Below are 21063 nucleotides of genomic sequence, written 5' to 3'. Positions count from 1 at the left end.
TGAAGACATTCACAAACTAGCCGATGAAGTCACGCTGACACCAACCCGGAACCAGGAAAGAACCCGAAAACTTCCCGTAACGGCAAAGTGGAGCGTTACCGGGCATGTGAAACTCGCCACTCCTTCCCAAATTTTCGGATGGAACGGGGCAAAGCACGCATGACGCAACTCACACCGGCGTCCCGCGGGCGCCGACCCGTCCCCGACCTGGGAACGCCACCCGCGCGGGGGGTGGAAAGGCCCGTTCCACACCCGGGGAGCCCCTAAGGTTGGGGCGGACGAGGAAGGGGGCGCCACCGGCGCGGAGCGCGCGGGGCCCGGATGACGGCAGTCCGGCGGCGCGCGGCGTACGATCTCGCCCGGGAGCGTAACGAATGAAGAGCAGAGACCGGCGTCCGATCCCGGCCGCGGCGGGCGTCCTCGCGCTCACCATGGCGCTGGGCGGCTGCGGGCTGATCGGCCAGCCCCAGAACAAGAGCGCCGAGCTGTCGGAGTGGTTCACCGTGACCAGCCCCGTCTTCCGCGATGGGCGCGACTTGCCCACGCGGTACGGCTGCGGGACGTACCCTGGCGGAGAGGGCAAGACCCCGCCGCTGCATTGGTCGGGGGCGCCCGCCGGGACCAGGTCGTTCGCGATCGTGATGGACGACCCGGACGCCCCGGAGGGCGCCTACGTGCACTGGGTGATCGCGGGGATCGACGGCACGACCAACGAGCTCGTCGAGGGCGCCGAGATCCAGGGCGCCGTCGAGGGGCTCACCACCGGCAAGAAGGCGGGATACGCGCCCCCGTGCCCGCCCAAGGGAGAACGGCATCGGTACCGGTTCACCATCTACGCGCTGGACAGTCCGGCGCCGTTCCGCCAGGGCGCCAAGCTCCGCGACTCGCTGGGCGCCATCGCCGAGCACACGGTGGGCCGCGGCCGGATCACCGGGAACTTCGGCGGCAAGCAGGCGCGTTGACCGTGGGGCCTCAGGGCACGGGGTCGGCGCGAACCCCCTTCGGGGGCTGAGCTGACAGGGGTGTGCGGGTGGCCCGGACGGGCCGGCCGGTACGCGTCGGGTGAGGGTAAATGTTCGCGAAGGGTGTGACAACGGTCATAGCGGTCGGACAGAATCGGACCTACTCCGAGGATGACCGACCGCCGGCGACGAACGGGCCCGACCCGCGGACCGCGCCGGCGACTCTCGCCGGGCCAAGGCATTGGGTGGTGGCATGACTTCTTACATCGTGGTCTTCGGCCTCATTGTGGTCGTGGTCCTGGTGGTCGTCCTCGTGGCGCTCGGGCTGCGGGCCAGCCGGGCGGGGCGCGACGACGACGACTGGATGGACGACGAGCCGCAGCAGCAGCAGCCGCGCGGCCGCCGCGGCGCACCGCCGCCGCCCGACGACATGGGCGGGCACGACGACGGCTACGGCCCCGGCTACGACCAGGGCTACGGCAGCGCCGCCCCCGACCCCGGCTACGACCGGCGCGTCGCGGGCGGGCCGCTCGCCGCGCCCGCCGGCGCCTCCCCTCCGTCCCCGCCGCCGCCCGCTCCCGGCGGCCCGGCGTCGGACGAGATGGAGGACGACGACTACTGGGCCACCATCACCTTCGACAAGCCCAAGTTCCCCTGGCAGCACGCCCAGGAGGCGGGCGGTCCCGACCCGTCGGCCGACCCGCTGAACGCCCAGCACGCCCCCCAGCAGGCCGCCGCGCAGTCGACCCAGCACATCCAGCCGCCCGAGCAGCAGTCCCCGGTCGAGCACCCCGGCCTCACCCAGCCGGTCTCGCTGGGCGCCGACGGCACGGTCCTCAACGGGCTGGGCGGCCCGGCCGGCACCGGCCCGCAGCAGGCTCCCGCGCCGGGCGGCGGCTACCAGGGCGGCGGCGCGCCGTACGGGTCCGAGCCCTACGCCGCCGACCCCGCCTCCACGTCGCTCGACCCGATCCCGGCCGACCTCGGCGGGCTCGGCGGTCCGTCCGGCACCGGCCCGCAGTCGCCCTACGGCGTTCCCGGCTCGCCCGACCAGCAGGTCTACGGCGGGCAGGAGCCGGCCTACGGCGCGGCCGACCAGTACGACCCGTCCTACGGCGGCGGGCAGGACCAGTTCGGCGGGCACGGCGAGCAGCCGCACTACGGCGGGCAGGACCAGTCCGGCTACGGCGACCAGCCGCAGTACGGCGTCCCCGAGCAGCCGCAGTACGGCTCGCACGAGCCGTCCTACGGCGGCGACTTCGGGTCCGACCCGCTGGGCTCGCGCCCCGCGGGCGGCGGCCGGCCGGACGGCTTCGACCTGCCGCTCGGCGCCTCCGCCCCGGCCCCGCCGCCGGCGCAGCCGCCCGCGTCCGACCCGCTGGGCCTGCCGCTCGGCCGCACCGACGAGCCCGCGCGCGGGTTCGGCGAGTCCACCGGCGGCCTGCCCGGCGCGTCCGAGGCGATGCCGCCCGCCCCGGCCGCTCCCCCGGCGCACGGCGCCCCCGGCGGGCCCGGCTCCGGCGGCTCGGGGTCCGACACCGACAACCACAAGCTGCCGACCGTGGACGAGCTGCTCCAGCGCATCCAGACCGACCGGCAGCGCTCCGCGGGCTCGGCGCCCGACTCCGGCGGCTCGTACGGCGGGCTGAACGACCCGCTGGGCGACCCGCTCGGCACCGGCTCGTTCGGCTCCGGATCGGGCGGCACCACCGGTTCCGGCGGCACCGGCTCGGGCACGGGCCCGTGGCCCCCGCCGAGCTCCGGCGGCCCGTCCGGCTCGGGCGCGCCGGGCGGCGGATACGACAGCGGATATGACAGCGGGTACGGCTCGTCCGGTGCGGGTGCCGGTTCCGGCACCGGCGGGTACGGGCAGGGCTCGCACACCGACGGGTACCCGACGGCGCCCGCGTACGGCGACGCGTCCCGCTACGACGACCCGCTCGGCGGGTCCCGCGAGCCGTACGGCTCCGGCGGTCAGGGCTCCGGTGGGCAGGGCGCCGGCGCCTACGGCGACTTCAGCGGCAGCAGCTACAACGGCGACCCGCTCGCCGCGCCGCACGACCCCGGCGCCGCCCAGGCGTACGGCTCGGGCTACCCCGGGTCGCCGCAGCAGGGCGACTACCAGCAGGGCGGGCGGCCGAGCGACACCAACCCGTACGGCACCCGGCAGCAGCCGGACGACTGGGAGAACTACCGCCGCTGACGCGGCGGCGCTCCGACGCGCCACCAGGCGAGGGCCACCGGATCTCCGGTGGCCCTCGCCTTTTCCGGCGCCTGCGCGGGGCCGCGTCCGGGGCGGGAACCGGAGAATCTGGTTGTATACGTTGAGTGACTTCAAAGCCACTCAACGTATCCGCATTGCGGCGGGACGTGCTCGCGTCCTTCGTCGTGTTCCTGGTCGCGATCCCGCTGTCGCTGGGCATCGCGGTCGCCTCGGGCGCACCGGTCGCCGCCGGGCTGATCGCCGCCGTCGCCGGCGGCGTCGTCGCCGGGCTCGTCGGCGGGTCGCCCATGCAGGTCAGCGGGCCCGCCGCCGGGCTGACGGTGCTGGTCGCCGAGCTCGTCCAGGCCTACGGCTGGCGGGCCACCTGCACGATCACCCTGCTCGCCGGGCTGGTGCAGGTCGCGCTCGGGCTGAGCCGGGTGGCGCGCGTCGTGCTGGCCGTGTCTCCGGCCGTCGTGCACGGCATGCTCGCCGGCGTCGGCGCGGTGATCGTGCTCAGCCAGGTGCACGTCGTGCTGGGCGGCGGCCCGCAGGAGTCCGCCGTGGCCAACCTGCGGGAGCTGCCCGCGCAGCTGATGCACCCGGCGCCGCACTCCGCCCTCGTCGCCGCGCTGACCGTGCTGGTGCTGCTCGGCTGGTCCCGGCTGCCGCGCGGCGGCCGGTTGCGCATGGTCCCCGCCCCGCTGCCCGCGATCGCCGGCGCCACCGCGGCCGCGTGGGCGTTCGGCTGGAACGCCGACCGGGTGGACCTGCCGGAGACCCTGCTGCACGGCTGGGGCGCCCCCGAGCTGCCGGACGGGTCGCCGCACGGGGTGGCGGGCGCCGTCGTCTCGCTCGCCGTGGTGGCCGCCGTCGCGTCGCTGCTGTGCAGCGTGGCGGTCGACCGCGTCCGCCCCGCCGGGGTCGCCCCCACCGACCTCGACCGCGAGCTGGCCGCCCAGGGCGCGGCGAACGCGGTGTCCGGGCTGCTCGGCGGCCTGCCGGTCGCCGGTGTGATCGTCCGCAGCACGGCCAACCTGGAGGCCGGCGCCCGGACCCGGCTGTCCACGGTGCTGCACGGGGTGTGGGTGCTGGTGCTCGCGGTGTCCTGCGGGCCCGTCATCGAGCGGGTGCCGCTGTCGGCGCTGTCGGCGCTGCTGGTGGTGCTCGGCGTCCGGCTGGTGGACCCGGCGCGGATCCGCGACCTGCGCCACCACCGCGAGGCGCCCGCCTACTTCGCCACGTTCGCCGGCGTCGTCCTCCTCGGCCTCGGCGAGGGCGTGCTGCTGGGCATCGCGGTGACGGCGGTGCTGGCGCTGCGGCGGCTGACCCGGCTGGCCGTCCGCACCGAGCGGCTCGTCCCGCTGCCGGGCGACGGGCCCGCTCCGCAGCGCTGGCACGTGGTCGTGGAGGGGACACTGACCTTCCTCGGGGTGCCGAAGGTGACGCGCGCGCTGCGGGCCGTCCCGGCCGGGGCGGGCGTCGACCTCGACCTGAACGTCGACTTCATGGACCATGCCGCCTTCGACGCCGTCCACCAGTGGCGGCTGGCGCACGAGCGCCAGGGAGGCAGGGTCGACATCGACGAGGTTCACGAGGGTTGGTATGAAAGGGGGGTGACAGGTGATTTGTCTTCGCCGCGTAAGTCGTCCCCTCCAGCGCGCTGGTGGGCTCCCTGGGCGAATCGGCAGCGACGCTCCGCGGGCGCCGCCGAGCCGCCGTCCCCGACCTCCGTCCTGCTCGACGGCGTCCGCGAGTACCACGACAGCACCGCCGGGCTCGTCCGGCCGATCATGGCCGAGCTGGCGATGGAGCAGAAGCCGGAGCTGCTGTTCATCACCTGCGTCGACTCGCGCGTCGTGCCCAACATCATCACCGCCAGCGGTCCCGGCGACCTGTTCATCAACCGCAACGTCGGCAACTTCGTCCCGCCGCACGGCTCGGCCGTCCCGGACGACTCGGTGATGGCGACGGTGGAGTACGCGACCAACGTGCTGGGCATCCGCACGATCGCGGTCTGCGGGCACTCCAACTGCGGCGCGATGGCCGCGGTCATGGCGGGCGGCGAGGAGGTCGCGCACCTGGAGGGGCTGTCGCGCTGGCTCGGGCTCGGCGCGCCGACCCTGGAGCGGTTCCGCGCCGAGGGCGACCACGGCGACGACCCGCTGGCCCGGCTCAGCCAGGTCAACGTGATGCAGCAGCTCGACAACCTGCTCACCTACCCCTGGCTCCGGGAGCGCGCCGACGCCGGCGAGCTGGAGCTCGTCGGGCTCTACTTCGACCTCAAGTCCGCGACCGTCAAGGTCCTCGACCGTGCCGCCGGGACGTTCGCCACGATCCCCAACCACGTTCCGGCCTCGGCCTACCGGGGCACCGGCGACCGCCCCTGACACCGGAGGGTCTCCGGGGCACGGCCCCGGAGACCCCCTCTCTCACCGTCCGACGAGCTGCTCGCCGCGCGCCCGGCCGTCCTCCTCCGGACGGTCCCCGCCGAGCACCGGGCCGGCCCCCCGCGGCCTCGGGTCGCGCAGGTCGCCTTCCTGCCGGTAGTCGCGGACGTAGACTCCGGTCACCTTTCGCGCGGCGCGCGCGCCGCGGCCCGTCGGAGGCGTGAACAGCGTGTCGCGCCGGCTGGCCCGCGCGAAGTTCCAGAGGTAGACCAGGGCGGCCAGCGCCCCGGCGAGCACGAGGGCCACGAACACGATGATGATGGACATCAACGCTCCTCTCCACGGGGCAGCCACCGTGCCCCGCCGCCACCGCCGACCGGCGATCAGCTCTACCTGTGACGTTAGGCGCGTCCTTTGCTGCTCTTTGTGTCGTGTGACCCGTAGCCGCCGAGATCCACGCCACTCCCCCCGGCTGCGAGGTTCACTGCACGTCTCACCCGCGCCGCCGCCGAGGGCGCCTCGCCTGCCCGGGCGGGGCCTGCGGGGGCCGATCGACCTCCGGCGAAACCGGCGTTGACCTGGGCTTTCGGCAACACCCGACCGGTTTCGGCCGGAGTGCCGCGGGGAGCCCGGCAATTATGAACAAAACCACCATTTCGACCACAGCGGGCGCCTTCGTCCTCGCGGCCGGCGCCCTGCTCCCCGTCTCCGCCGCCCACGCGACCACGGTCCCGAGGCCCGGCGCCCCGGCCACCACGGACCCGGGCGGCGGCAACCCCGGCGAGCCGGGCGGCGAGACTCCGGGCGGCGGCGGCACCGACGGCCCGGACACGGGAGCCCCTGACAGCGGCAACCCGACCGACGGCGGCAGCCCCACCGACAGCGGCAGCCCCACGATGCCCGGCAGCGAGAGCCCGACCACCCCGGGCGGCACGCCGCCGGCACCGGGCGGCGGCGCGCCCGCCAACCCCAAGGCCACGACCGTCACCGTCACGGAGAAGGAGTACTCGCTGAAGCTCTCCCAGACCACCTTCAAGCCGGGCCCGTACATCTTCATCGCCAAGAACACCGGCAGCATGGAGCACGCCCTGGCCATCTCCGGTCCGGGCATCACCAATGCGAAGGTGACCCCGGGGATCTCGCCCGGCCAGCAGACCAAGCTGAACCTCAGCCTGCAGCCGGGCACCTACCAGCTCTGGTGCCCGATCGACGACCACCGCTCGCTCGGCATGGAGACCAAGATCACCGTGCCCGGCTCCGGCGGCGTCGTCCCGCCCGGCGGCCCCGCGCCGTCCGGCAGCCCGACCCAGAGCCCGACCGGCGGCTCCAGCGTCAGCCCGCCCGAGTCGCCGACGACCAGCCCGCCCGAGAGCCCGACCGCTCCGCCCGAAAGCCCGACCGGAGCGCCCACGGGCACCCCGACCGGCAGCGGCGCCCCCGGCGGCTACTGACGCCGGACGTCCGCCCGCGGCGTGTTGCCCTTATCGGTCCCCGCATAAGGGCAACACCCGCTCCCCCTATTCGTCCTCGGCCGGCTTCACGAACGTCCCGCGCTGCGGAACCGTGTAGACGAGCCCCTGCTCCCGCAGATACGCGACCGCGCGCCGCGCCGTCTCGCGGGCCACTCCGTACTCCTGCACGAGGTCGGACTCCGACGGGATGCGCCGACGCGGCTGCAGATCGCCGGACTCGATGCGCTCGGCGATGATCGCGGCTATCTGCCGGTAGACGGGTGTGTCGCCATCATGATCGATCGTCACACCCTCGACGCTAGATGAGCCCCTACGAAGCGCTTCATAGAGGTACGTATGCAGACGTCTAGACTAGCCTAGACAAGAGTAGACGAGTGACGGTACCGTCACGCCATGCACACTCCCCTGGCACGGGCGCAGGCCGGGCTCGGCGCGCTGCTGCACCGTCTCGACCTGTACGACCTGGACGTCCGGCTGAAGATCGACGGCCTCCTGGTGTCCAACCCGTTCGCGGACGGCTGCTGCGACGAGAACCCGGAACCGTCCGACACCATTACCTGCCGTCCCCGTCCGGACGACGAGGGCCGCTTCTGGTTCGCCCACTCCTGGGGCGAATGGATCGCCGAGGTCGACCACGTGGCCGACGCGGCCCTCCTCATCGCCACCAGGCTCCGCGCCCGTTGACGGGATCGCCCCCTAGGGTGTCGCCATGACCGCGGACGCGACGCAGCGGCAGGGCATGTTCTGAGACGTCCAGGCCGGACGCGTCCCTCCCCTGACGTCCGTGCGCGGTCATCCGGCGGGGCCGAGGAGGTCCCAGCGGTTTCCGGCGATATCGCGGAACACGGCGACCCGCCCGTAGGGCTCGGCGCGAGGTTCGGTGACGAACTCGACCCCGGCCGCCGTCATGCGCTCGTAGGCGGCGTCGAAGTCGTCCACGCGCAGGAAGAACCCCACGCGTCCGGCCGATTGGGCGCCGATGGCGGCGGTCTGCCGTTCGCCGTCCGCGCGGGCGAGCAGGATGCCGGTCTCGGCGCCCGGCGGCCGGACGACGACCCACCGTTTGGGACGGCCGTCGTTGGTGCGGGAGGGCGAGTCCTCGACGAGGTCGAACCCGAGCGCCTCGGTGAAGTACCGGATAGCCCGGTCGTAGTCGTCCACGATGATGGTGATCAGGTCGAGTCGCACCCTCGCGAGCCTAGGGCGCGGCTATCCCTCCGGGTAGAAGAGGAACAGCGTGCAGCCCGTGGTCGTCTGCGGGACGTGCGACGAGCCCGCGGGCGCGTGGATGAACGAGCCCGCCGGGTAGTCGCGCTCGCCGTCGTTGAAGACGCCGGAGACCACGAAGACCTCCTCGGGCCCCGGATCGTGGACGTCGACGCCCTCCCAGCGGGTGTTCGCGTCCATTTCCAGCACGTAGGCCGCCGCGCCGCCGTCGCCGCGCCACAGCGGCCGCAGCCGGATGCCCGGGAACACCTCGCGGACCGGGGCGTCCTTGACGGAAGACCACTCATATCCCAGATCTGTCGTCATGGCACCACCCTGGCGGCCGCACCGCCGCTCCGCCGAGTGTCTGGAAAGACATCGTGCGGTACTTTCACGCCATGCATCGTGTGGTCGCGCTCGTCCGCCCGCCGCAGTCGACCTTCGAGCTCGGCTGCGCGGCGCAGGTGTTCGGGGTCGAGCGGCGCGGGCTCCCGACCAGGTACGCCTTCTCCGTGTGCACCGAGCGCCCCGGTCCGGTCGCCACCCTCGCGGGCTACGACATGCTCGTCACCGAAGGCCTGGCGGCACTCGACGAGGCGCACACCGTGATCGTCCCCGGCTGGCTGCCCACCGAGGAACCGCCCTCCCCCGCCGTCGTCCAAGCCCTGCGCCGCGCGCACTCCCGTGGAACCCGCCTGGTCAGCATCTGCTCGGGTGCCTTCGCGCTCGCGCACGCGGGCCTCCTCGACGACCGCCGGGCGACGACGCACTGGGCGCAGGCCGACGAGTTCGCCGAGCGCTTCCCGCACGTCCACCTGGACCCGGACGTGCTCTACGTGGACCACGGCGACGTCGCCACGAGCGCGGGCGCCGGAGCCGGCTTCGACCTCTGCCTGCACCTCGTCCGCAAAGACCAGGGCGCCCGCTACGCCGCCCACATTGCCCGCACCATGGTCATGCCGCCCCACCGCGAGGGCGGCCAACTGCAGTACACGCCACTCCGCCCCGCCCACATCGACGACACCCTCGCCCCGCTCCTCGAATGGGTCACCGCCCACCTCGACGAACCCCTGACGCTCGAGACCATGGCCTCCCACGCGGGCGTCTCCTCCCGGACCCTCACCCGCCGCTTCACCGACCAGCTCGGCATCAGCCCGGGCCAGTGGCTCCTGTCCCAGCGGATCGCCGCGGCCCAGGACCTCCTGGAGACCTCCGACCTCCCCCTGGACGCCATCGCCCGCCGCGTGGGCCTCTCGTCCGCCACCAACCTCCGCCGCCGCTTCCTCAATGCCCTGTCCACCACCCCGGGCGCCTACCGCCGCACCTTCCGCCCGTCCTGAAAGCTCAATTCGACGGCGGCGTCGGGCACGTGCCGTGATTCCCGGCCGCGTTGCCGGGGCCGGGGCCGCCTGAGAGAATCACTCAGGCGTACAGCGGTGTCTGTCAGACAGGGAGCGTTGCCGAATGGACCCTCTGCAGCACGGCGATCCGCGGCGGGTCGGGTCGTACCGGCTGCTCGGGCGGCTCGGCGGCGGCGGGATGGGGCAGGTGTTCACCGGCCGCTCGCCCGGCGGCCGGCTGGTCGCGGTCAAGATCGTCCGCCCGGAGCTGGCGGGCGCCCCGGACTTTCGCCGCCGCTTCGCCCAGGAGGTCGCCGCGGCCCGCAGGGTCGGCGGCTTCTACACCGCCCAGGTGGTCGACGCCGACCCGGACGCCGACCCGCCGTGGCTGGTCACGGCCTACGTCCCCGGCCCGTCGCTGCACCAGGCCGTCAGCGCGCACGGCCCGCTGCCCGTGGACGCGCTGAGCGTGCTCGGGGCGGGGCTGGCGGAGGGGCTGGCCGCGATCCACGGCGCGGGCCTGGTGCACCGCGACCTCAAGCCGGGCAACATCATCCTCTCGGCCGACGGCCCCCGGGTCATCGACTTCGGCATCGCCCGCGCCGTGGACGCCGCCCACACGACGACGGCCGTGCTCGGAACTCCCGGGTTCATGTCGCCCGAGCAGGCGCGCGGCCTCCACGTGGGGCCGCCCAGCGACGTGTTCGCGCTGGGCTCGGTGCTCACGTACGCCGCGACCGGGAGGAGCCCCTTCAACACGGGCCCGGTGGACGCGATCGTCTACCGGATCGTCCACGACGAGCCGGACCTCACCGGCCTGCCCGCCGACCTCGCCGACCTGGTCGCCGCCTGCCTGGCGAAGGATCCGGAGCTGCGGCCCGGCCTCGCCGAGATCCTGGACCGGCTGGCCGCCCCGCCGGAAACCGCGCAAACCTGGCTCCCGGCCCCCGTGACGGAGATGATCACCGCGTTCGATCTCCGGCCCCCGGAGCCCACCGGGGACAGGGGGCGTCCGAACCGCCGGACGTTCCTCCTTGCCGGGCTCGGCGTCGTCGCCGCCGGAGCCGTCCCGGCCGCCTGGCTGCTGCGCCCGTCGGACGCCTCCGAGCCGCCGGTGACGCTCCCGCACAAGCACGGGAAAGTGCGGTCCGTCGCGTTCAGCCCGGACGGCGCCCTGCTCGCCGGCGTCGGCAACGACGGCACGGTGAGCCTGTGGAACGTGGCCTCCAGGACGCCCGCGCGGGTCTTCACGCACCGGGTCGTCAACCCGTTCGGCAAGCCGCAGTCGGAGGAGTTCGCGACCACCCTGTCCACGGTCTTCAGCCCGGACGGCCGCACCTTGGTGACCGGCAACGGCGACGGGACCGTCAGCCTCCGCAACATCACGACCGGAGCCCTCACCGAACTGCCCTACATCGACCCCGCCGTATGGATCAGGTCTCTCAGCGCCGTGGCGATCGACCCGAAGGGCCGGACGGTGGCGAGCACGTTCGACTCCCCGACCGTCAGGCTGTGGGACGCGGCGGGCGGAAAACACCGTGCGAACCTTTCCACCGGCAAGGAGTACTGGGTCTCGGCACTGGCGTTCAGCCCGTCCGGTGATGTTCTGGCGACCGCCAGCGGCAACGCCGCTTCCGGCAACACCAATACCGACGGACTACTGCAAGTGTGGGACACGTCCACACGCACCAGAATCGCCACCCTCGCCCAGACGAACTCCGACGAGCATTCCCTGGCCTACGGTCCCGGCGGCAGGACACTGGCGAACCTCTGCACAGATGGGACGCTCACACTCTGGGACGTCGCGTCCCGCACCCCCGCAACCGCCCTCACCGGACCAGGCTCCGGCGCGACCTGCATCGCAACCGGCGGAAAAAACCTCCTGGCAGCCGGAACCAAGACCGGCACCGTCACGCTGTGGGACCTCTCCACCCGCAAGAAGATCTCCGCACTCCACACCGACGACGAGATCACCTGCGTCGCCCTCAGCCCCGACGGAAGAACCATCGCAGCCGGAGGCACCCACCTAACCCTCTGGCCAAACCCCTAACAACCACCACCGCCAACCCAGAAGCGGACCGCCGCCAGAGGCCCGGCATGCCGCTCCTGGTCAGGGGGAGGGCGGACGAGTCGGCCTGTAAGCCGGGTTCTCCGCAGGTACCTGGCGTCACCTGCGCAGACACAGCCAACCCCGCGACCACCAGGTGCTTCCGCACTCGTTGGCTCTCATCGTTTCGCGCATGATCACATGCTCATGTGCCCGGAATGTGCCCGGCTCCAAGATGTTCACCTGAGTGCTCAGCACAGCGCTTGACCGGCCACTGCCGGTATATGGCACCCGGTGCGAGGACGCTGGCCGATCCGCCGTCAAGAGGTTGTTGACGTCAGCACGCACCGGCACGCCCGTCCAGGCGATAGCGTCCGGCGCGCCCCAGGCCGAGCTTGGACTCGAACCAGCGGCCCCACGATCTCGATCAATCCCGCACGGTCTCCCGCCCAGCTCATAATGTCCGCACATGCCCGGACTCGTCCTTGCCGGTTCACCCCAGGTGGCTCCCCACCTGGCTCCAAGCCAGGTTCTTTACGGATGGTTGGTTTTACCAGAACCTATAGGCGATAGCAGTCGCAGTAAGCAGAAAGAAAAAGGGCAAAGAGAGGCGAAAGAATTGAATTCCCGTTCTGAGATACTTGTGCCTTCTTCCGTGTTGCAGTATTGCTGTCCAGAGTTCAGCGCTAGCGTAGGCCAGGATATTCGATTTACTGGAAGCTTCGATCTTCTCCGTGAACTCTCGGTTGCTAGATACTTCTTTGAGAGTATCGCCCCAGTTGAAGAGAAATCTACTTGGTATTCTCTGCGGCACGATATTTCGAGTCGTTTTCCAGCTTGCAATCGCCGCAACGCAATTCCAGATTGAGGCAAGGATGAGGGTTAATGTTATGACGAGAACACAAAAGAATACTATCGCTGGTGGTGACGTATCGCTATGTTTCGTACCGCTCTGACTCTGTGCGAAGAAGTTCAGCAGAAGCGTTGTTCCCGCAAGAAGAAGTGTATTCGTGCTCACCAAAAGAGACGCACGCGAGGCGGTTGAGGTGCGCAGGCGGTCATAGCGGTCTATATTCCATTGAATAAGTTGGATCCGACCTTGTAGATCAAATTCTTTATGGTTGTCATTTCTAGTGCCCTCTTCTGGAGAGGGAGATTGACTGGACCGACGAAACATAGAACACACTCCAGGAAGTCAATGATTCCATCAGCTTGCTGAGCTATACTTGTTCTCATGGCCGCCATCTTCATCAACTACCGTAGCGGTGATGACGCATACGCTGCCGCCCTCTTGGATATTTTGTTGTCAAATAGTTATGGGGCAAATGAAGTCTTCCGCGCAAGTCGCTCAATAGAGCCTGGTGATGACTATGCCAAGGCTATTATTTCAGCAATAGAAGAATGTGATGTTTTCCTTGCAATTATTGGGGCTCGCTGGCATGAGACAATCGCAAAATCAACATATAAGCAAGATGAACGGCCAGGTGATTGGGTCGTGCATGAGATATCCTGCGCCCTGAAGGCAGGCGTGAAAGTCGTTCCAGTTCTACTCGCCGGAGCGCAGCGGCCGAATGAAAGTCATCTTCCTGACTCAATAAAGGAAGTAGCACAGTATCAATATCTTAGATTTGATTATCGCAACATAGAGAATGACTTCCTCAATATCATCGCAAAACTTGCCGGAGTCATTGAACGGGGTACACGAGATCAGACAGTTGATTCCGGTTCATTGCGACTAAATATAGGAGCTATATTGGGGATATTTCAAGATCTTAGTGAGCGCATAAACAAGCTCGAGAAATGATATCGCTTATGCGTATCTAATTAGCTGCTTCGGCGCTCAATGGACGGTTCCGGACTTGTGTGGGGGCGGGGCCTCGTAGCCTGGTGCGGCGGACGGGCGGCACTTGCCTACCCGCGATGGCCCGTCGCGAGGCCCCGCGCGGGGTCCCCGGTCCCCGCGCAAGTCGGGAAACGGCCAGCGGCACCTGGCGTGGCCAGCGCAACCCGTGATGCAGGGTGCCTCTCTTCGAGCGGCCCCGTGCCTTCTGCGCTATTCCTGCCGACCGGCGTCGGCCTGGTCCCGTAGCCGGCGCACTAGCAGAGGCGAAGGGCCAGGCGTCGAGTCGGCGGCGCGAGCGGCCCAGTTCTCGGGCCGCCTTGATCGTGTCGACTTCCCCACGGAATGATCATCGTTGATCAACAGGTCGTAGTGGTTGATCGGCGGCCTGTCCTGGCCGCGCCCAAGACTGCGGCATCCGTGCGTGACGTACCCATGCCTGACTTCGTCCTCGATGCGGTGATCAAGCAAGCGGATCTGCTGGAGCTCGAACCCGGCGATGTTCTGTGCCGGACGGCGCGAGGCACCTTGCTGCGGCGGGACTACTTCAACAAGAGGACCTGGAAGCCCGCCATCGCAGCGGCCGGGTTGCCGGACGACACTACGTTTCATGATCTACGGGATACCTCCGCCAGCACGGCGCTTGCTGAGAGTGTGCCGATCTCGGAGGTGTCGCGGTGGCTTGCGCGTAAGGCAATCGCCACGACTGTGCATCTCGTGCTGGGGGCCAGCGGCCGGGCGCGTAGTGCATTGGGTCGGGCGTTCAAGGCGGTGCTCGATGTGCCCTGAGCGATCTTGGATCTTCTAGCGCCCCTGGTCGGGGGGCTAGAAGACGGACGAGTCGGCCTGTAAGCCGGGTTCTGTGCCCGCCCCGGAGGGGCGGGTGACGGCCATCCATCTCGGACCGCCGTTGCCGGCGGCCTCCAGCGGTCTACCCGCAGGCTCGGGCGGGCCGCCCTCGGGCACCTGCGCGGGGCCGAAGCCCCTTCTTGACCTTGCTCCGGGTGGGGTTTACCGAGCCGCCCACGTCACCGTGGGCGCTGGTGAGCTCTTACCTCACCGTTTCACCCTTACCACCGGCGGACCGGTGGCGGTCTGCTTTCTGTGGCACTGTCCCGCGGGTCACCCCGGGTCGGCGTTACCGACCACCCTGCCCTGTGGAGCCCGGACTTTCCTCGACGGGGACCAGGTCCCCGACGCGGCCGTCCGGCCGGCTCGTCCGCCGTAGTCAAGAACTGTAGCGGGTCCCTCAGTGTTCCAGGTGATGGGCGTCGTTGAAGGTGCGCAGGCTGGCGGGGCCGTCGGCGTACCAGTCGATCGTGGTGAGGGACGCGACGTCCAGGTGCATCCGGTACAGCGACTTCATCGGGGCGCCGAGGGCGTCCTTGACCAGCAGCTTGATCGGCGTGACGTGCGAGACGACCAGGACCGTCTGCTGCCGGTTGCGGACCTTCAGCTTGTCCAGGGCGGTGCGGACGCGCCGGGACACCTGCGCGAAGCTCTCGCCGCCGGGCGGCGCGGCCTCCGGGTCGGCGAGCCACGCCTTCATCTCGGCGGGCCAGCCCTTGCCGGCCTCGGCGAAGGTGAGGCCCTCCCAGTCGCCGAAGGCGGTCTCGCGGAAGCCGTCCTCGACCCGGACGTCCAGGCCGGTGACGGCGGCGATCTCGGCGGCGGTGTCGCGGCAGCGCGACAGCGGCGAGCTGACGATCGCGTCGAGGCCGCGGTCCTTGAGGGCGAGGGCGGCGGCGCGGGCCTGGGCGAGGCCGGCGTCGGTGAGGGGGACGTCGCTCGTCCCGGCGAAGCGCTTCTCGACGGACAGGGGCGTCTCGCCGTGGCGGAGCAGGACCGTCCGCGTGGGGGTGGACGAGACGGGCGGCGGGCCCGGCGCCTCCTCCCGCGGGGGCTCCTCGACCGTGCGGGACCACTCCTCGCCACGGGCGGCGGCGTCCATCGCCTCGTTGGCGAGACGGTCGGCGTGCGCGTTGCGGTTGCGCGGGATCCAGCCGTAGGAGACCGAGCCGAGGCCCTCGGCGACCTCCCGGGCGCGCAGGGCCAGCGGGATCATGTCCGGGTGCTTGATCTTCCAGCGGCCGGACATCTGCTCCACGACGAGCTTGGAGTCCATCCGCACCTCGACCCGCGCGGACGGGTCGATCCCCGCCGCGGCCGTCAGCCCGGCGATCAGGCCCCGGTACTCGGCGACGTTGTTGGTGGCCATGCCGATCGACTCGGCGACCTCCGCCAGCACCTCGCCGGTCAGCGCGTCGCGGACGAGGGCGCCGTACCCCGCCGGGCCCGGGTTGCCCCGGGACCCGCCGTCCGCTTCGACGATCAGTTTCACAGGCCCGACTCGGGGGTGCGGACGAGGATGCGCCGGCACTCCTCGCAGCGGATCACCTCGTCCTCGGCGGCGGCCCGGATCCGGTTCAGGTCGACGGTGTTGAGCGCCAGGTGGCAGCCCTGGCAGGCGCCGCGGAACAGCTTGGCCGCGCCGACGCCGCCGAACTGGCCGCGCAGCTTCTCGTAGAGGCCGAGCAGGTCGTCGGGGACGTCCTTGGCGACGGCGGTGCGGGCGGTGCCGGTCGTGCCGCTCTCCTCGTCGATCTCCTTGAGCGCGGCGTCGCGGCGCGCGACGAGGGCGGCGAGCTCCTCCTGCGCGGCGGTCTGGTCGGCGCGCAGCGCGGCGACGCGGCCGTCGGCCACCTCGATCCGCTCCATGATCTCCAGCACGACCTCCTCGAGGTCGGACTGGCGGCGCTGCAGCGACTCGATCTCGGCCTGCAGCCCGCTGAGGTCCTTGGCGGAGGTGACCTGGCCGGAGTCGAGCCGCTTCTGGTCGCGCTCGGCGCGGCTGCGGACCTGGTCGACGTCCTGCTCGGCCTTCTTCTGCTCCCGCGCCAGGTCGCCCGTCTCGGTCTCGGCCGCCACGATCGCGTCGCGCAGCTCGGTGAGCCGGGCCTCCAGCCGCTCGATCTCGGCGAGCTCGGGCAGCGTGCGGCGGCGGTGCGCGAGCCGGTCCAGCGAGCTGTCCAGGTCCTGCAGGTCGATCAGGCGAAGCTGGGCTTGCGGTGCGGCTTTCACTGTTCTCCTTCTGCGTGCAGGCTCCACGCGTCGGTGACGAGCGTGGACACCCGTGTCTCCAACGTGCCCGCTTCGGGTGCGGCGGCGGCCAGGCGCCGTGCGGCGTCGGCCAGCCAGGGCCATTCGGTCGCCCAGTGCGCGGCGTCCACCAGCGCCGGGCCGCCGTGCTCGGCGAACTCCGAGGCGGGATGGTGCCGCAGGTCGGCGGTGAGGTAGGCGTCGACGCCCGCGGCGCGGACGGTGTCGAGGAGGGAGTCGCCGGCGCCGCCGCAGACCGCGACGGTGCGGACGGCGCGGTCCGGGTCGCCCGCGGCCCGCAGCCCCTGCGCGGTGGACGGCAGCCCCGCCGCGGCCCGCCGGGTGAACTCCCGCAGCGTGACCGGCGCGTCCAGCTCCCCGATGCGGCCGAGGCCGCGGCGCGGATCGTCGGCGGCGGGGACGATCGGGCGCAGCTCCCCGGTGAGCCCGACGGCCCGCGCCAGCGCGTCCGAGACCCCCGGATCGGCGACGTCGGCGTTGGTGTGCGCGGTGTGCAGCGCGACGCCGCCCGCGATCATCCGGTGGATCAGCCGGCCCTTCGGCGTGGTCGCGGCGACCGAGTGCACCCCGCGCAGCAGCAGCGGATGGTGGCACACCACCAGGTCGGCGCCCCACTCCAGCGCCTCGTCGATCACCGCGGCGACCGGGTCGACCGCCAGCAGCACCCGCCCGACCTCCTGGCCGGGGTCGCCGCAGACCAGGCCGACCGCGTCCCAGGCCTCCGCCCACGACGGCGGATAGAGCTCGTCGAGAGCCGTGATGACATGGGATAGGCGCACGTCCCGCAGGCTACCGCGCCGAGCCGCTCCCAACGAGCCACCGAGCGTCACCGGCACGCTCCGCGGTCTGAAACGATGGGCCGGGGAACGTCCGCAGAAGGGAGAGCGCCATGTCGGCTTCCGGGTTCGCCTCGGCACCGGAGTCCGCGTCCGGATTCGCCCTGGCATCGGAGCCCCGCCCCGGGTTCGTCCCGGCGCCGGAGCCTGCCGCAGACCGTCCGCACATGCCCGGCTACGGGATCAGGGGGGCCGCCGAGGGAAGCGGCCTGCTGCCGTGGTCGTGGGCCGTGGAGCGGCTCCGCGCCGCCCGCAACTTCTGGCTGTGCACCGTCCGGCCCGACGGCAGACCGCACGCGATGCCGGTGTGGGGCGCCTGGTCCGGCGAGGCGCTGATGTTCAGCAGCAGCGTCCCGTCCCGCAAGATGGTGAACCTGCGGGCCAACCCGCAGGTCGTGGTCGCGACCGAGGAGGCCGAGAACCCGGTGGTGCTGGAGGGGCGCGCGGAGGTCGTCACCGAGCCGCGCGACCTGCAGCGCTTCATCGACCTGGTCAACTCCAAGTACGCGACCCGCTATCGTGTCGACTTCCTGGACCCGGAGGTGAACGCGACCGTCGCGGTGCGGCCACAGAAGGCGTTCGGGCTGCGTCAGGGGGACTTCACCGGTTCTCCCACCCGGTGGTCGTTCGAGGGCTGATCAGGCCGGACGTCCGCCGGGATCAATCTGGAGGCTCATCGCGTTGGAGTCTGTGTGAAGTCACCGTTTCGCCGCCGCAAGCGCGTCAAGGGGCGCCCGATGGGCAACCGTCCCGAGCAGACCGGTCACGAGCCCGTCGACTGGCCCACCGAGGGCACCGGCCGGTCGACGCTGATGGGCGCCATCCGCGGCGACGGCGAGACCGGCGCCGGCTTCGGCGGCGGCATGTTCGAGGACCTCGCCTCGGCGTTCGAGGGCTCCAAGAAGGTCAAGCAGGAGGAGCAGCAGCGGCAGAAGGTGCTGCGCCAGGACGACCACGAGCAGGCCGGGGACGGCTCCGCCCGCGACGACCTGGACTCCGGCAAGATCCGGATCCGCCGCAACGGGCCGATCACCCCGCCGCCCGCCACCGAGTGATATGTCCGGTTTGGGTCGAACATAGGTTCGAATTCCGGGTTATCGTGGAGCCGTGAGCACCTACGTCCCGCCCGGCTGGCCCTCGCAGGTGCACCCACCGGGCACCGACCGCTTCGAGGACACCGCTCTGAGCTGGCTGCTGGAGCTCGTCCCGCCCGAGTACCGCCGCTACGGCGTCCTGCGCCGCTACCCGATCGCGCTCGCGCGGATGGCGCGGCACCACGTCAACGCGTCCGTCGACGCCGCCCGCGAGGGCTTCCGCACGGCCCGCGTCGACCTCGCCGCCCTCGTCCCGCCGCACGGCGTGGAGGCCGTCCTCGAGGCGTACCGCCGCGAGGGCGGCCGCCTCGTCTCCCTGCTCCAGGCGATCGAACTGGTCGAGACCGCCCTGCGCGCCCAGGCCGAACCCGACGACCCCGCCCACCGCCGCCCCTTCACCCCCAAGCTCTGAACCCCCCGCCCGGGCACTAGAAGTGCGCGGGGTCGGGGGTCGTGGCGGGGGCGGGGAGGGCGGTCAGGAGGCGGGGTGGGCGGGGCAGGACGGGGGTCAGGGTCGTGGTGAGGGCCGTGCGGATGTGCGGGACGGACGCGGCGGGGGCCAGGGCGACGACGCAAGCGCCGATCTTGCGGCCGCCGAGGGCGCCGGCGTCGAGGGCGGTGCGCAGGGCGAGGTCGGGCAGCGGGTCGCCGGACGCGTGGGCGTCGGTGAGCAGGGGGCCCAGGGCGGACGGGCCGGACGCGCGAATGGCGGCGGCGGCCCGGGCGGCGGCACCGGCCGGGGTCGGCAGCGGGGACGAATGGCGGGCGGCGAGGTCGACGACGAGGACGCGGAGGCCGCGAGCGGCCAGGTCGAAGGGGACGTGCTCGGTGGTGTCGGGCGTGGTCAGCAGGGCGTGCGCTTCGCGGGCCTGCAGCGACGTCCGGTAGGCGGGGTGCCCGGTGAGGGGGTGCGGGCCGGCGGGCGGGCCGTGCAGGGCACGCAGGGCCAGGAAGGCGGCGGCGGCGGTCTCGGCGCCGGTCAGCAGCCCGGTCTCGGCCGGGAGCTCGCGGTTGATCACCAGGCGGGTCCCCGGGGCGGGGTCGGCGTGGGCGTTCAGGACGGCGACGGCCTCCCGGGCCCAGGGCGGGACGGGCCCGGAGGCGGAGGCGACGCCGTCGGTCTGGTGGTTCACCGAGTACAGCGAGGCGGTGCCGTCCAGGCCGGCGGCGACCGTGACGCCCCAGGGCAGCGCGATGGTGAGGCCGTCCAGGAGCGGCAGGGCGATGGGCGCGCGATGGATCGCCTCCGGCGGGCGGCCGTGGACGCGTTCGAAGTCGTAGGCCGTCATGCGGACGTCGAGGGACGTGGCGATGCCGCTCAGGCCCAGCGCCGCGGTCATGCCAGTTTCTCCACGCGGTCGGCGGCCTCGGCGGCGCCGCCGGCGGCGGCGAAGGAGTCGCGGACGGCCTCGGCGGCGGCGCGGTGGGCGTCCCCGGTGAGGACGGTCGTGAGCGCGTCGCGGAGCTCGGCGGCGCGGACCCGGCCGAACCGGACCTGCACGCCGGCGCCGGCGGCCGTGACCTGCCGGGCGATGACCGGCTGGTCGTCCCGGATCGGCGCGACGACCAGCGGCAGGCCCTGCGCGAGGCTCTCGCAGACGGTGTTGTGCCCGCCGTGGCAGACGACCGCCGACATCTTCTGCAGCAGCCTGAGCTGCGGGACGTGCGGGCGCACGAGGACGTTGCCCGGCGGGTCGGCGACCATGCCGGGCGGCGCGACGAACACCGCCTGGACGTCCAGGTCGCGGACGGCCTCGGCCGCGACGCGGTAGAACCGCTCGCCCGCCGGCCCGTTGAGCGTGCCGAGCGTCACCAGCACGGCGGGCCGCCCGTCCAGCCACTCCCACGGGAACGCGGCACCCGCCGGCCGGTCGAGCGCGGGGCCGACGAACGCGAAGTGGTCGGGGAAGACCGAGGTGTCCCCGACGAGCGCGCCGGTGGAGAAGACCAGCACGAGGTGGTCGGAGAACCGCAGGTCGAGCAGGTCCTCGATGCCGTGGTCGAGCTGGAAGCCGCCGATCTGCTCGCGCACCCACTCCTCGACCAGCGGCATCCCGGCGAGGGGCCGGGTGAACTCCGAGGACGTGGTCGCCGACGTCGCCCACGGGATCTCGCGGCGCCGGGCGGCGACCGGCGCGGCCAGCACGATCTGGTCGCCGACCACCACGTCCGGGCGGAACCGGTCGAGGGCGGTCTCGACGCCGGGCAGCATCGCGTGGCCGAGCGGGACGATGAAGTCCTCCCACAGGGACTTCAGCGCGGCGGTGCCGCGCAGCCGCAGCCACTCCTCGCGCGCGTCGGCGAGCCGCGCGGCGAACGCGTCGTCCTCCGCGGAGAAGATCCGCGAGCCGGCGCGCAGCAGCGGTTCGAGGGTGGCGCGGTGCCCGGTCCAGGCGACGGTGTGGCCGCGCCGGACGAGCTCGGCGGCGACCGCGACGGTCGGGTTGACGTGCCCGGCGAGCGGCGGGACGGCGAACAGGAACCGCCGCCGGGGCGTCTCGGCGCGCGGGATGCCGGGGGCGCCGAGCAGGGACGGGACCTGCATGCGGCGGC

General features: G+C 71.9%; 22 protein-coding genes and 1 other RNA gene. 12 read left to right on the top strand and 11 right to left on the bottom strand.

The genetic code is table 11. The features are described from left to right. The first annotated feature begins 374 nt into the window (after nucleotides 1-374). The 3 genes from QP089_RS17315 to QP089_RS17305 all read left to right on the top strand — a co-directional run bounded on the left by QP089_RS17315 (nucleotide 375) and on the right by QP089_RS17305 (nucleotide 5555). Nucleotides 375-962: a YbhB/YbcL family Raf kinase inhibitor-like protein gene (locus tag QP089_RS17315; protein ID WP_285912651.1), complete on the top strand. Its 588-nt coding sequence runs from the start codon at nucleotides 375-377 to the stop codon at nucleotides 960-962. A 253-nt stretch (nucleotides 963-1215) separates the two neighbouring features. Beyond that, nucleotides 1216-3165 (top strand): hypothetical protein, encoded by a 1950-nt coding sequence (locus QP089_RS17310; protein ID WP_285912650.1) that lies wholly within the window; start codon nucleotides 1216-1218, stop codon nucleotides 3163-3165. Nucleotides 3166-3320: 155 nt separating this feature from the next. After that, complete coding sequence (locus QP089_RS17305; protein WP_285912649.1) at nucleotides 3321-5555, top strand: SulP family inorganic anion transporter; 2235 nt, start codon at nucleotides 3321-3323, stop codon at nucleotides 5553-5555. A 42-nt stretch (nucleotides 5556-5597) separates the two neighbouring features. Here QP089_RS17305 and QP089_RS17300 read toward each other — a convergent pair whose 3' ends face one another. After that, a complete protein-coding gene (locus QP089_RS17300) occupies nucleotides 5598-5882 on the bottom strand; it encodes a hypothetical protein (protein WP_285912648.1) in 285 nt (94 codons plus the stop codon). A gap of 311 nt (nucleotides 5883-6193) precedes the next feature. Between QP089_RS17300 and QP089_RS17295 the strand changes: the two genes are divergently transcribed. Further along, entirely contained in the window at nucleotides 6194-7006 is an 813-nt protein-coding gene (locus QP089_RS17295) for a hypothetical protein (RefSeq protein ID WP_285912647.1), read from the top strand. Nucleotides 7007-7072: 66 nt separating this feature from the next. On the opposite strand, the gene QP089_RS17290 is transcribed toward QP089_RS17295, so the two are convergent. Continuing rightward, the gene (locus QP089_RS17290; RefSeq protein ID WP_285912646.1) at nucleotides 7073-7315 is read right to left on the bottom strand and encodes a GntR family transcriptional regulator; all 243 of its coding nucleotides are present in this window, start codon (nucleotides 7313-7315) and stop codon (nucleotides 7073-7075) included. A gap of 105 nt (nucleotides 7316-7420) precedes the next feature. Here QP089_RS17290 and QP089_RS17285 point away from each other — a divergent pair, with 105 nt between their 5' ends. Further along, a complete protein-coding gene (locus QP089_RS17285; RefSeq protein WP_285912645.1) occupies nucleotides 7421-7711 on the top strand; it encodes a hypothetical protein in 291 nt (96 codons plus the stop codon). Nucleotides 7712-7819: 108 nt separating this feature from the next. Here QP089_RS17285 and QP089_RS17280 read toward each other — a convergent pair whose 3' ends face one another. Together QP089_RS17280 and QP089_RS17275 are read right to left on the bottom strand one after the other, a co-directional pair. Continuing rightward, on the bottom strand, nucleotides 7820-8215 hold the full coding sequence (locus QP089_RS17280; protein WP_285912644.1) for a VOC family protein: 396 nt from the start codon (nucleotides 8213-8215) through the stop codon (nucleotides 7820-7822). Between the two features lie 21 nt (nucleotides 8216-8236). After that, nucleotides 8237-8560, bottom strand: coding sequence for a cupin domain-containing protein (locus QP089_RS17275; RefSeq protein WP_285912643.1), 324 nt, complete (start codon nucleotides 8558-8560; stop codon nucleotides 8237-8239). 71 nt (nucleotides 8561-8631) lie between these two features. On the opposite strand from QP089_RS17275, the gene QP089_RS17270 reads away from it, so the two are divergent. Next, the gene (locus QP089_RS17270; RefSeq protein ID WP_285912642.1) at nucleotides 8632-9573 is read left to right on the top strand and encodes a GlxA family transcriptional regulator; all 942 of its coding nucleotides are present in this window, start codon (nucleotides 8632-8634) and stop codon (nucleotides 9571-9573) included. Between the two features lie 124 nt (nucleotides 9574-9697). Continuing rightward, on the top strand, nucleotides 9698-11623 hold the full coding sequence (locus tag QP089_RS17265; protein WP_285912641.1) for a WD40 repeat domain-containing serine/threonine protein kinase: 1926 nt from the start codon (nucleotides 9698-9700) through the stop codon (nucleotides 11621-11623). A 547-nt stretch (nucleotides 11624-12170) separates the two neighbouring features. On the opposite strand, the gene QP089_RS49125 is transcribed toward QP089_RS17265, so the two are convergent. Next, nucleotides 12171-12797: a Pycsar system effector family protein gene (locus tag QP089_RS49125; protein WP_512699681.1), complete on the bottom strand. Its 627-nt coding sequence runs from the start codon at nucleotides 12795-12797 to the stop codon at nucleotides 12171-12173. Nucleotides 12798-12854: 57 nt separating this feature from the next. Between QP089_RS49125 and QP089_RS17255 the strand changes: the two genes are divergently transcribed. Both QP089_RS17255 and QP089_RS17250 read left to right on the top strand, forming a co-directional pair. Further along, nucleotides 12855-13424 (top strand): toll/interleukin-1 receptor domain-containing protein, encoded by a 570-nt coding sequence (locus QP089_RS17255; RefSeq protein ID WP_285912639.1) that lies wholly within the window; start codon nucleotides 12855-12857, stop codon nucleotides 13422-13424. Between the two features lie 381 nt (nucleotides 13425-13805). After that, nucleotides 13806-14249, top strand: a complete 444-nt coding sequence (locus QP089_RS17250; RefSeq protein WP_285912638.1) for a site-specific integrase — start codon at nucleotides 13806-13808, stop codon at nucleotides 14247-14249. Between the two features lie 44 nt (nucleotides 14250-14293). Here QP089_RS17250 and rnpB read toward each other — a convergent pair. From rnpB to QP089_RS17230, 4 genes are all read right to left on the bottom strand, one after another. Next, nucleotides 14294-14678, bottom strand: an RNA gene (gene rnpB / locus QP089_RS17245) — RNase P RNA component class A. 31 nt (nucleotides 14679-14709) lie between these two features. Further along, the gene (locus QP089_RS17240) at nucleotides 14710-15801 is read right to left on the bottom strand and encodes a bifunctional RNase H/acid phosphatase (RefSeq protein WP_285912637.1); all 1092 of its coding nucleotides are present in this window, start codon (nucleotides 15799-15801) and stop codon (nucleotides 14710-14712) included. Continuing rightward, nucleotides 15798-16541, bottom strand: a complete 744-nt coding sequence (locus tag QP089_RS17235; RefSeq protein WP_285912636.1) for a zinc ribbon domain-containing protein — start codon at nucleotides 16539-16541, stop codon at nucleotides 15798-15800. The genes QP089_RS17240 and QP089_RS17235 overlap by 4 nt, the downstream gene beginning before the upstream one ends. Continuing rightward, nucleotides 16538-17359: a Nif3-like dinuclear metal center hexameric protein gene (locus QP089_RS17230; protein ID WP_285912635.1), complete on the bottom strand. Its 822-nt coding sequence runs from the start codon at nucleotides 17357-17359 to the stop codon at nucleotides 16538-16540. The genes QP089_RS17235 and QP089_RS17230 overlap by 4 nt, the downstream gene beginning before the upstream one ends. A 110-nt stretch (nucleotides 17360-17469) precedes the next feature. On the opposite strand from QP089_RS17230, the gene QP089_RS17225 reads away from it, so the two are divergent. Genes QP089_RS17225 through QP089_RS17215 form a run of 3 tightly spaced genes read left to right on the top strand, consistent with a single transcriptional unit; the run spans nucleotide 17470 to nucleotide 18922 of the window. Next, on the top strand, nucleotides 17470-18054 hold the full coding sequence (locus QP089_RS17225) for a pyridoxamine 5'-phosphate oxidase family protein (protein WP_285912634.1): 585 nt from the start codon (nucleotides 17470-17472) through the stop codon (nucleotides 18052-18054). A gap of 54 nt (nucleotides 18055-18108) precedes the next feature. Next, nucleotides 18109-18471 (top strand): DUF6191 domain-containing protein, encoded by a 363-nt coding sequence (locus tag QP089_RS17220; RefSeq protein WP_285912633.1) that lies wholly within the window; start codon nucleotides 18109-18111, stop codon nucleotides 18469-18471. A 52-nt stretch (nucleotides 18472-18523) separates the two neighbouring features. Further along, the gene (locus QP089_RS17215; protein WP_285912632.1) at nucleotides 18524-18922 is read left to right on the top strand and encodes a hypothetical protein; all 399 of its coding nucleotides are present in this window, start codon (nucleotides 18524-18526) and stop codon (nucleotides 18920-18922) included. A gap of 16 nt (nucleotides 18923-18938) precedes the next feature. Here QP089_RS17215 and QP089_RS17210 read toward each other — a convergent pair whose 3' ends face one another. Both QP089_RS17210 and QP089_RS17205 read right to left on the bottom strand, forming a co-directional pair. After that, complete coding sequence (locus QP089_RS17210) at nucleotides 18939-19850, bottom strand: hypothetical protein (RefSeq protein ID WP_285912631.1); 912 nt, start codon at nucleotides 19848-19850, stop codon at nucleotides 18939-18941. Next, nucleotides 19847-21055, bottom strand: a complete 1209-nt coding sequence (locus QP089_RS17205; protein WP_285912630.1) for a glycosyltransferase — start codon at nucleotides 21053-21055, stop codon at nucleotides 19847-19849. The genes QP089_RS17210 and QP089_RS17205 overlap by 4 nt, the downstream gene beginning before the upstream one ends. Nucleotides 21056-21063 lie beyond the last annotated feature (8 nt).

Source organism: Actinomadura opuntiae, assembly GCF_030283205.1.
Lineage (GTDB): Bacteria > Actinomycetota > Actinomycetes > Streptosporangiales > Streptosporangiaceae > Spirillospora.
This window is presented reverse-complemented; position numbering and strand designations above follow the sequence as displayed.

Coding starts and splice junctions, on each gene's coding strand:
- QP089_RS17315 (WP_285912651.1), top strand. CDS start 375: ATGAAGAGCAGAGACCGGCGTCCGATCCCGGCCGCGGCGGGCGTCCTC.
- QP089_RS17310 (WP_285912650.1), top strand. CDS start 1,216: ATGACTTCTTACATCGTGGTCTTCGGCCTCATTGTGGTCGTGGTCCTG.
- QP089_RS17300 (WP_285912648.1), bottom strand. CDS start 5,882: ATGTCCATCATCATCGTGTTCGTGGCCCTCGTGCTCGCCGGGGCGCTG.
- QP089_RS17295 (WP_285912647.1), top strand. CDS start 6,194: ATGAACAAAACCACCATTTCGACCACAGCGGGCGCCTTCGTCCTCGCG.
- QP089_RS17285 (WP_285912645.1), top strand. CDS start 7,421: ATGCACACTCCCCTGGCACGGGCGCAGGCCGGGCTCGGCGCGCTGCTG.
- QP089_RS17275 (WP_285912643.1), bottom strand. CDS start 8,560: ATGACGACAGATCTGGGATATGAGTGGTCTTCCGTCAAGGACGCCCCG.
- QP089_RS17270 (WP_285912642.1), top strand. CDS start 8,632: ATGCATCGTGTGGTCGCGCTCGTCCGCCCGCCGCAGTCGACCTTCGAG.
- QP089_RS17265 (WP_285912641.1), top strand. CDS start 9,698: ATGGACCCTCTGCAGCACGGCGATCCGCGGCGGGTCGGGTCGTACCGG.
- QP089_RS49125 (WP_512699681.1), bottom strand. CDS start 12,797: ATGTTTCGTCGGTCCAGTCAATCTCCCTCTCCAGAAGAGGGCACTAGA.
- QP089_RS17255 (WP_285912639.1), top strand. CDS start 12,855: ATGGCCGCCATCTTCATCAACTACCGTAGCGGTGATGACGCATACGCT.
- QP089_RS17250 (WP_285912638.1), top strand. CDS start 13,806: ATGATCATCGTTGATCAACAGGTCGTAGTGGTTGATCGGCGGCCTGTC.
- QP089_RS17225 (WP_285912634.1), top strand. CDS start 17,470: ATGTCGGCTTCCGGGTTCGCCTCGGCACCGGAGTCCGCGTCCGGATTC.
- QP089_RS17210 (WP_285912631.1), bottom strand. CDS start 19,850: ATGACCGCGGCGCTGGGCCTGAGCGGCATCGCCACGTCCCTCGACGTC.
- QP089_RS17205 (WP_285912630.1), bottom strand. CDS start 21,055: ATGCAGGTCCCGTCCCTGCTCGGCGCCCCCGGCATCCCGCGCGCCGAG.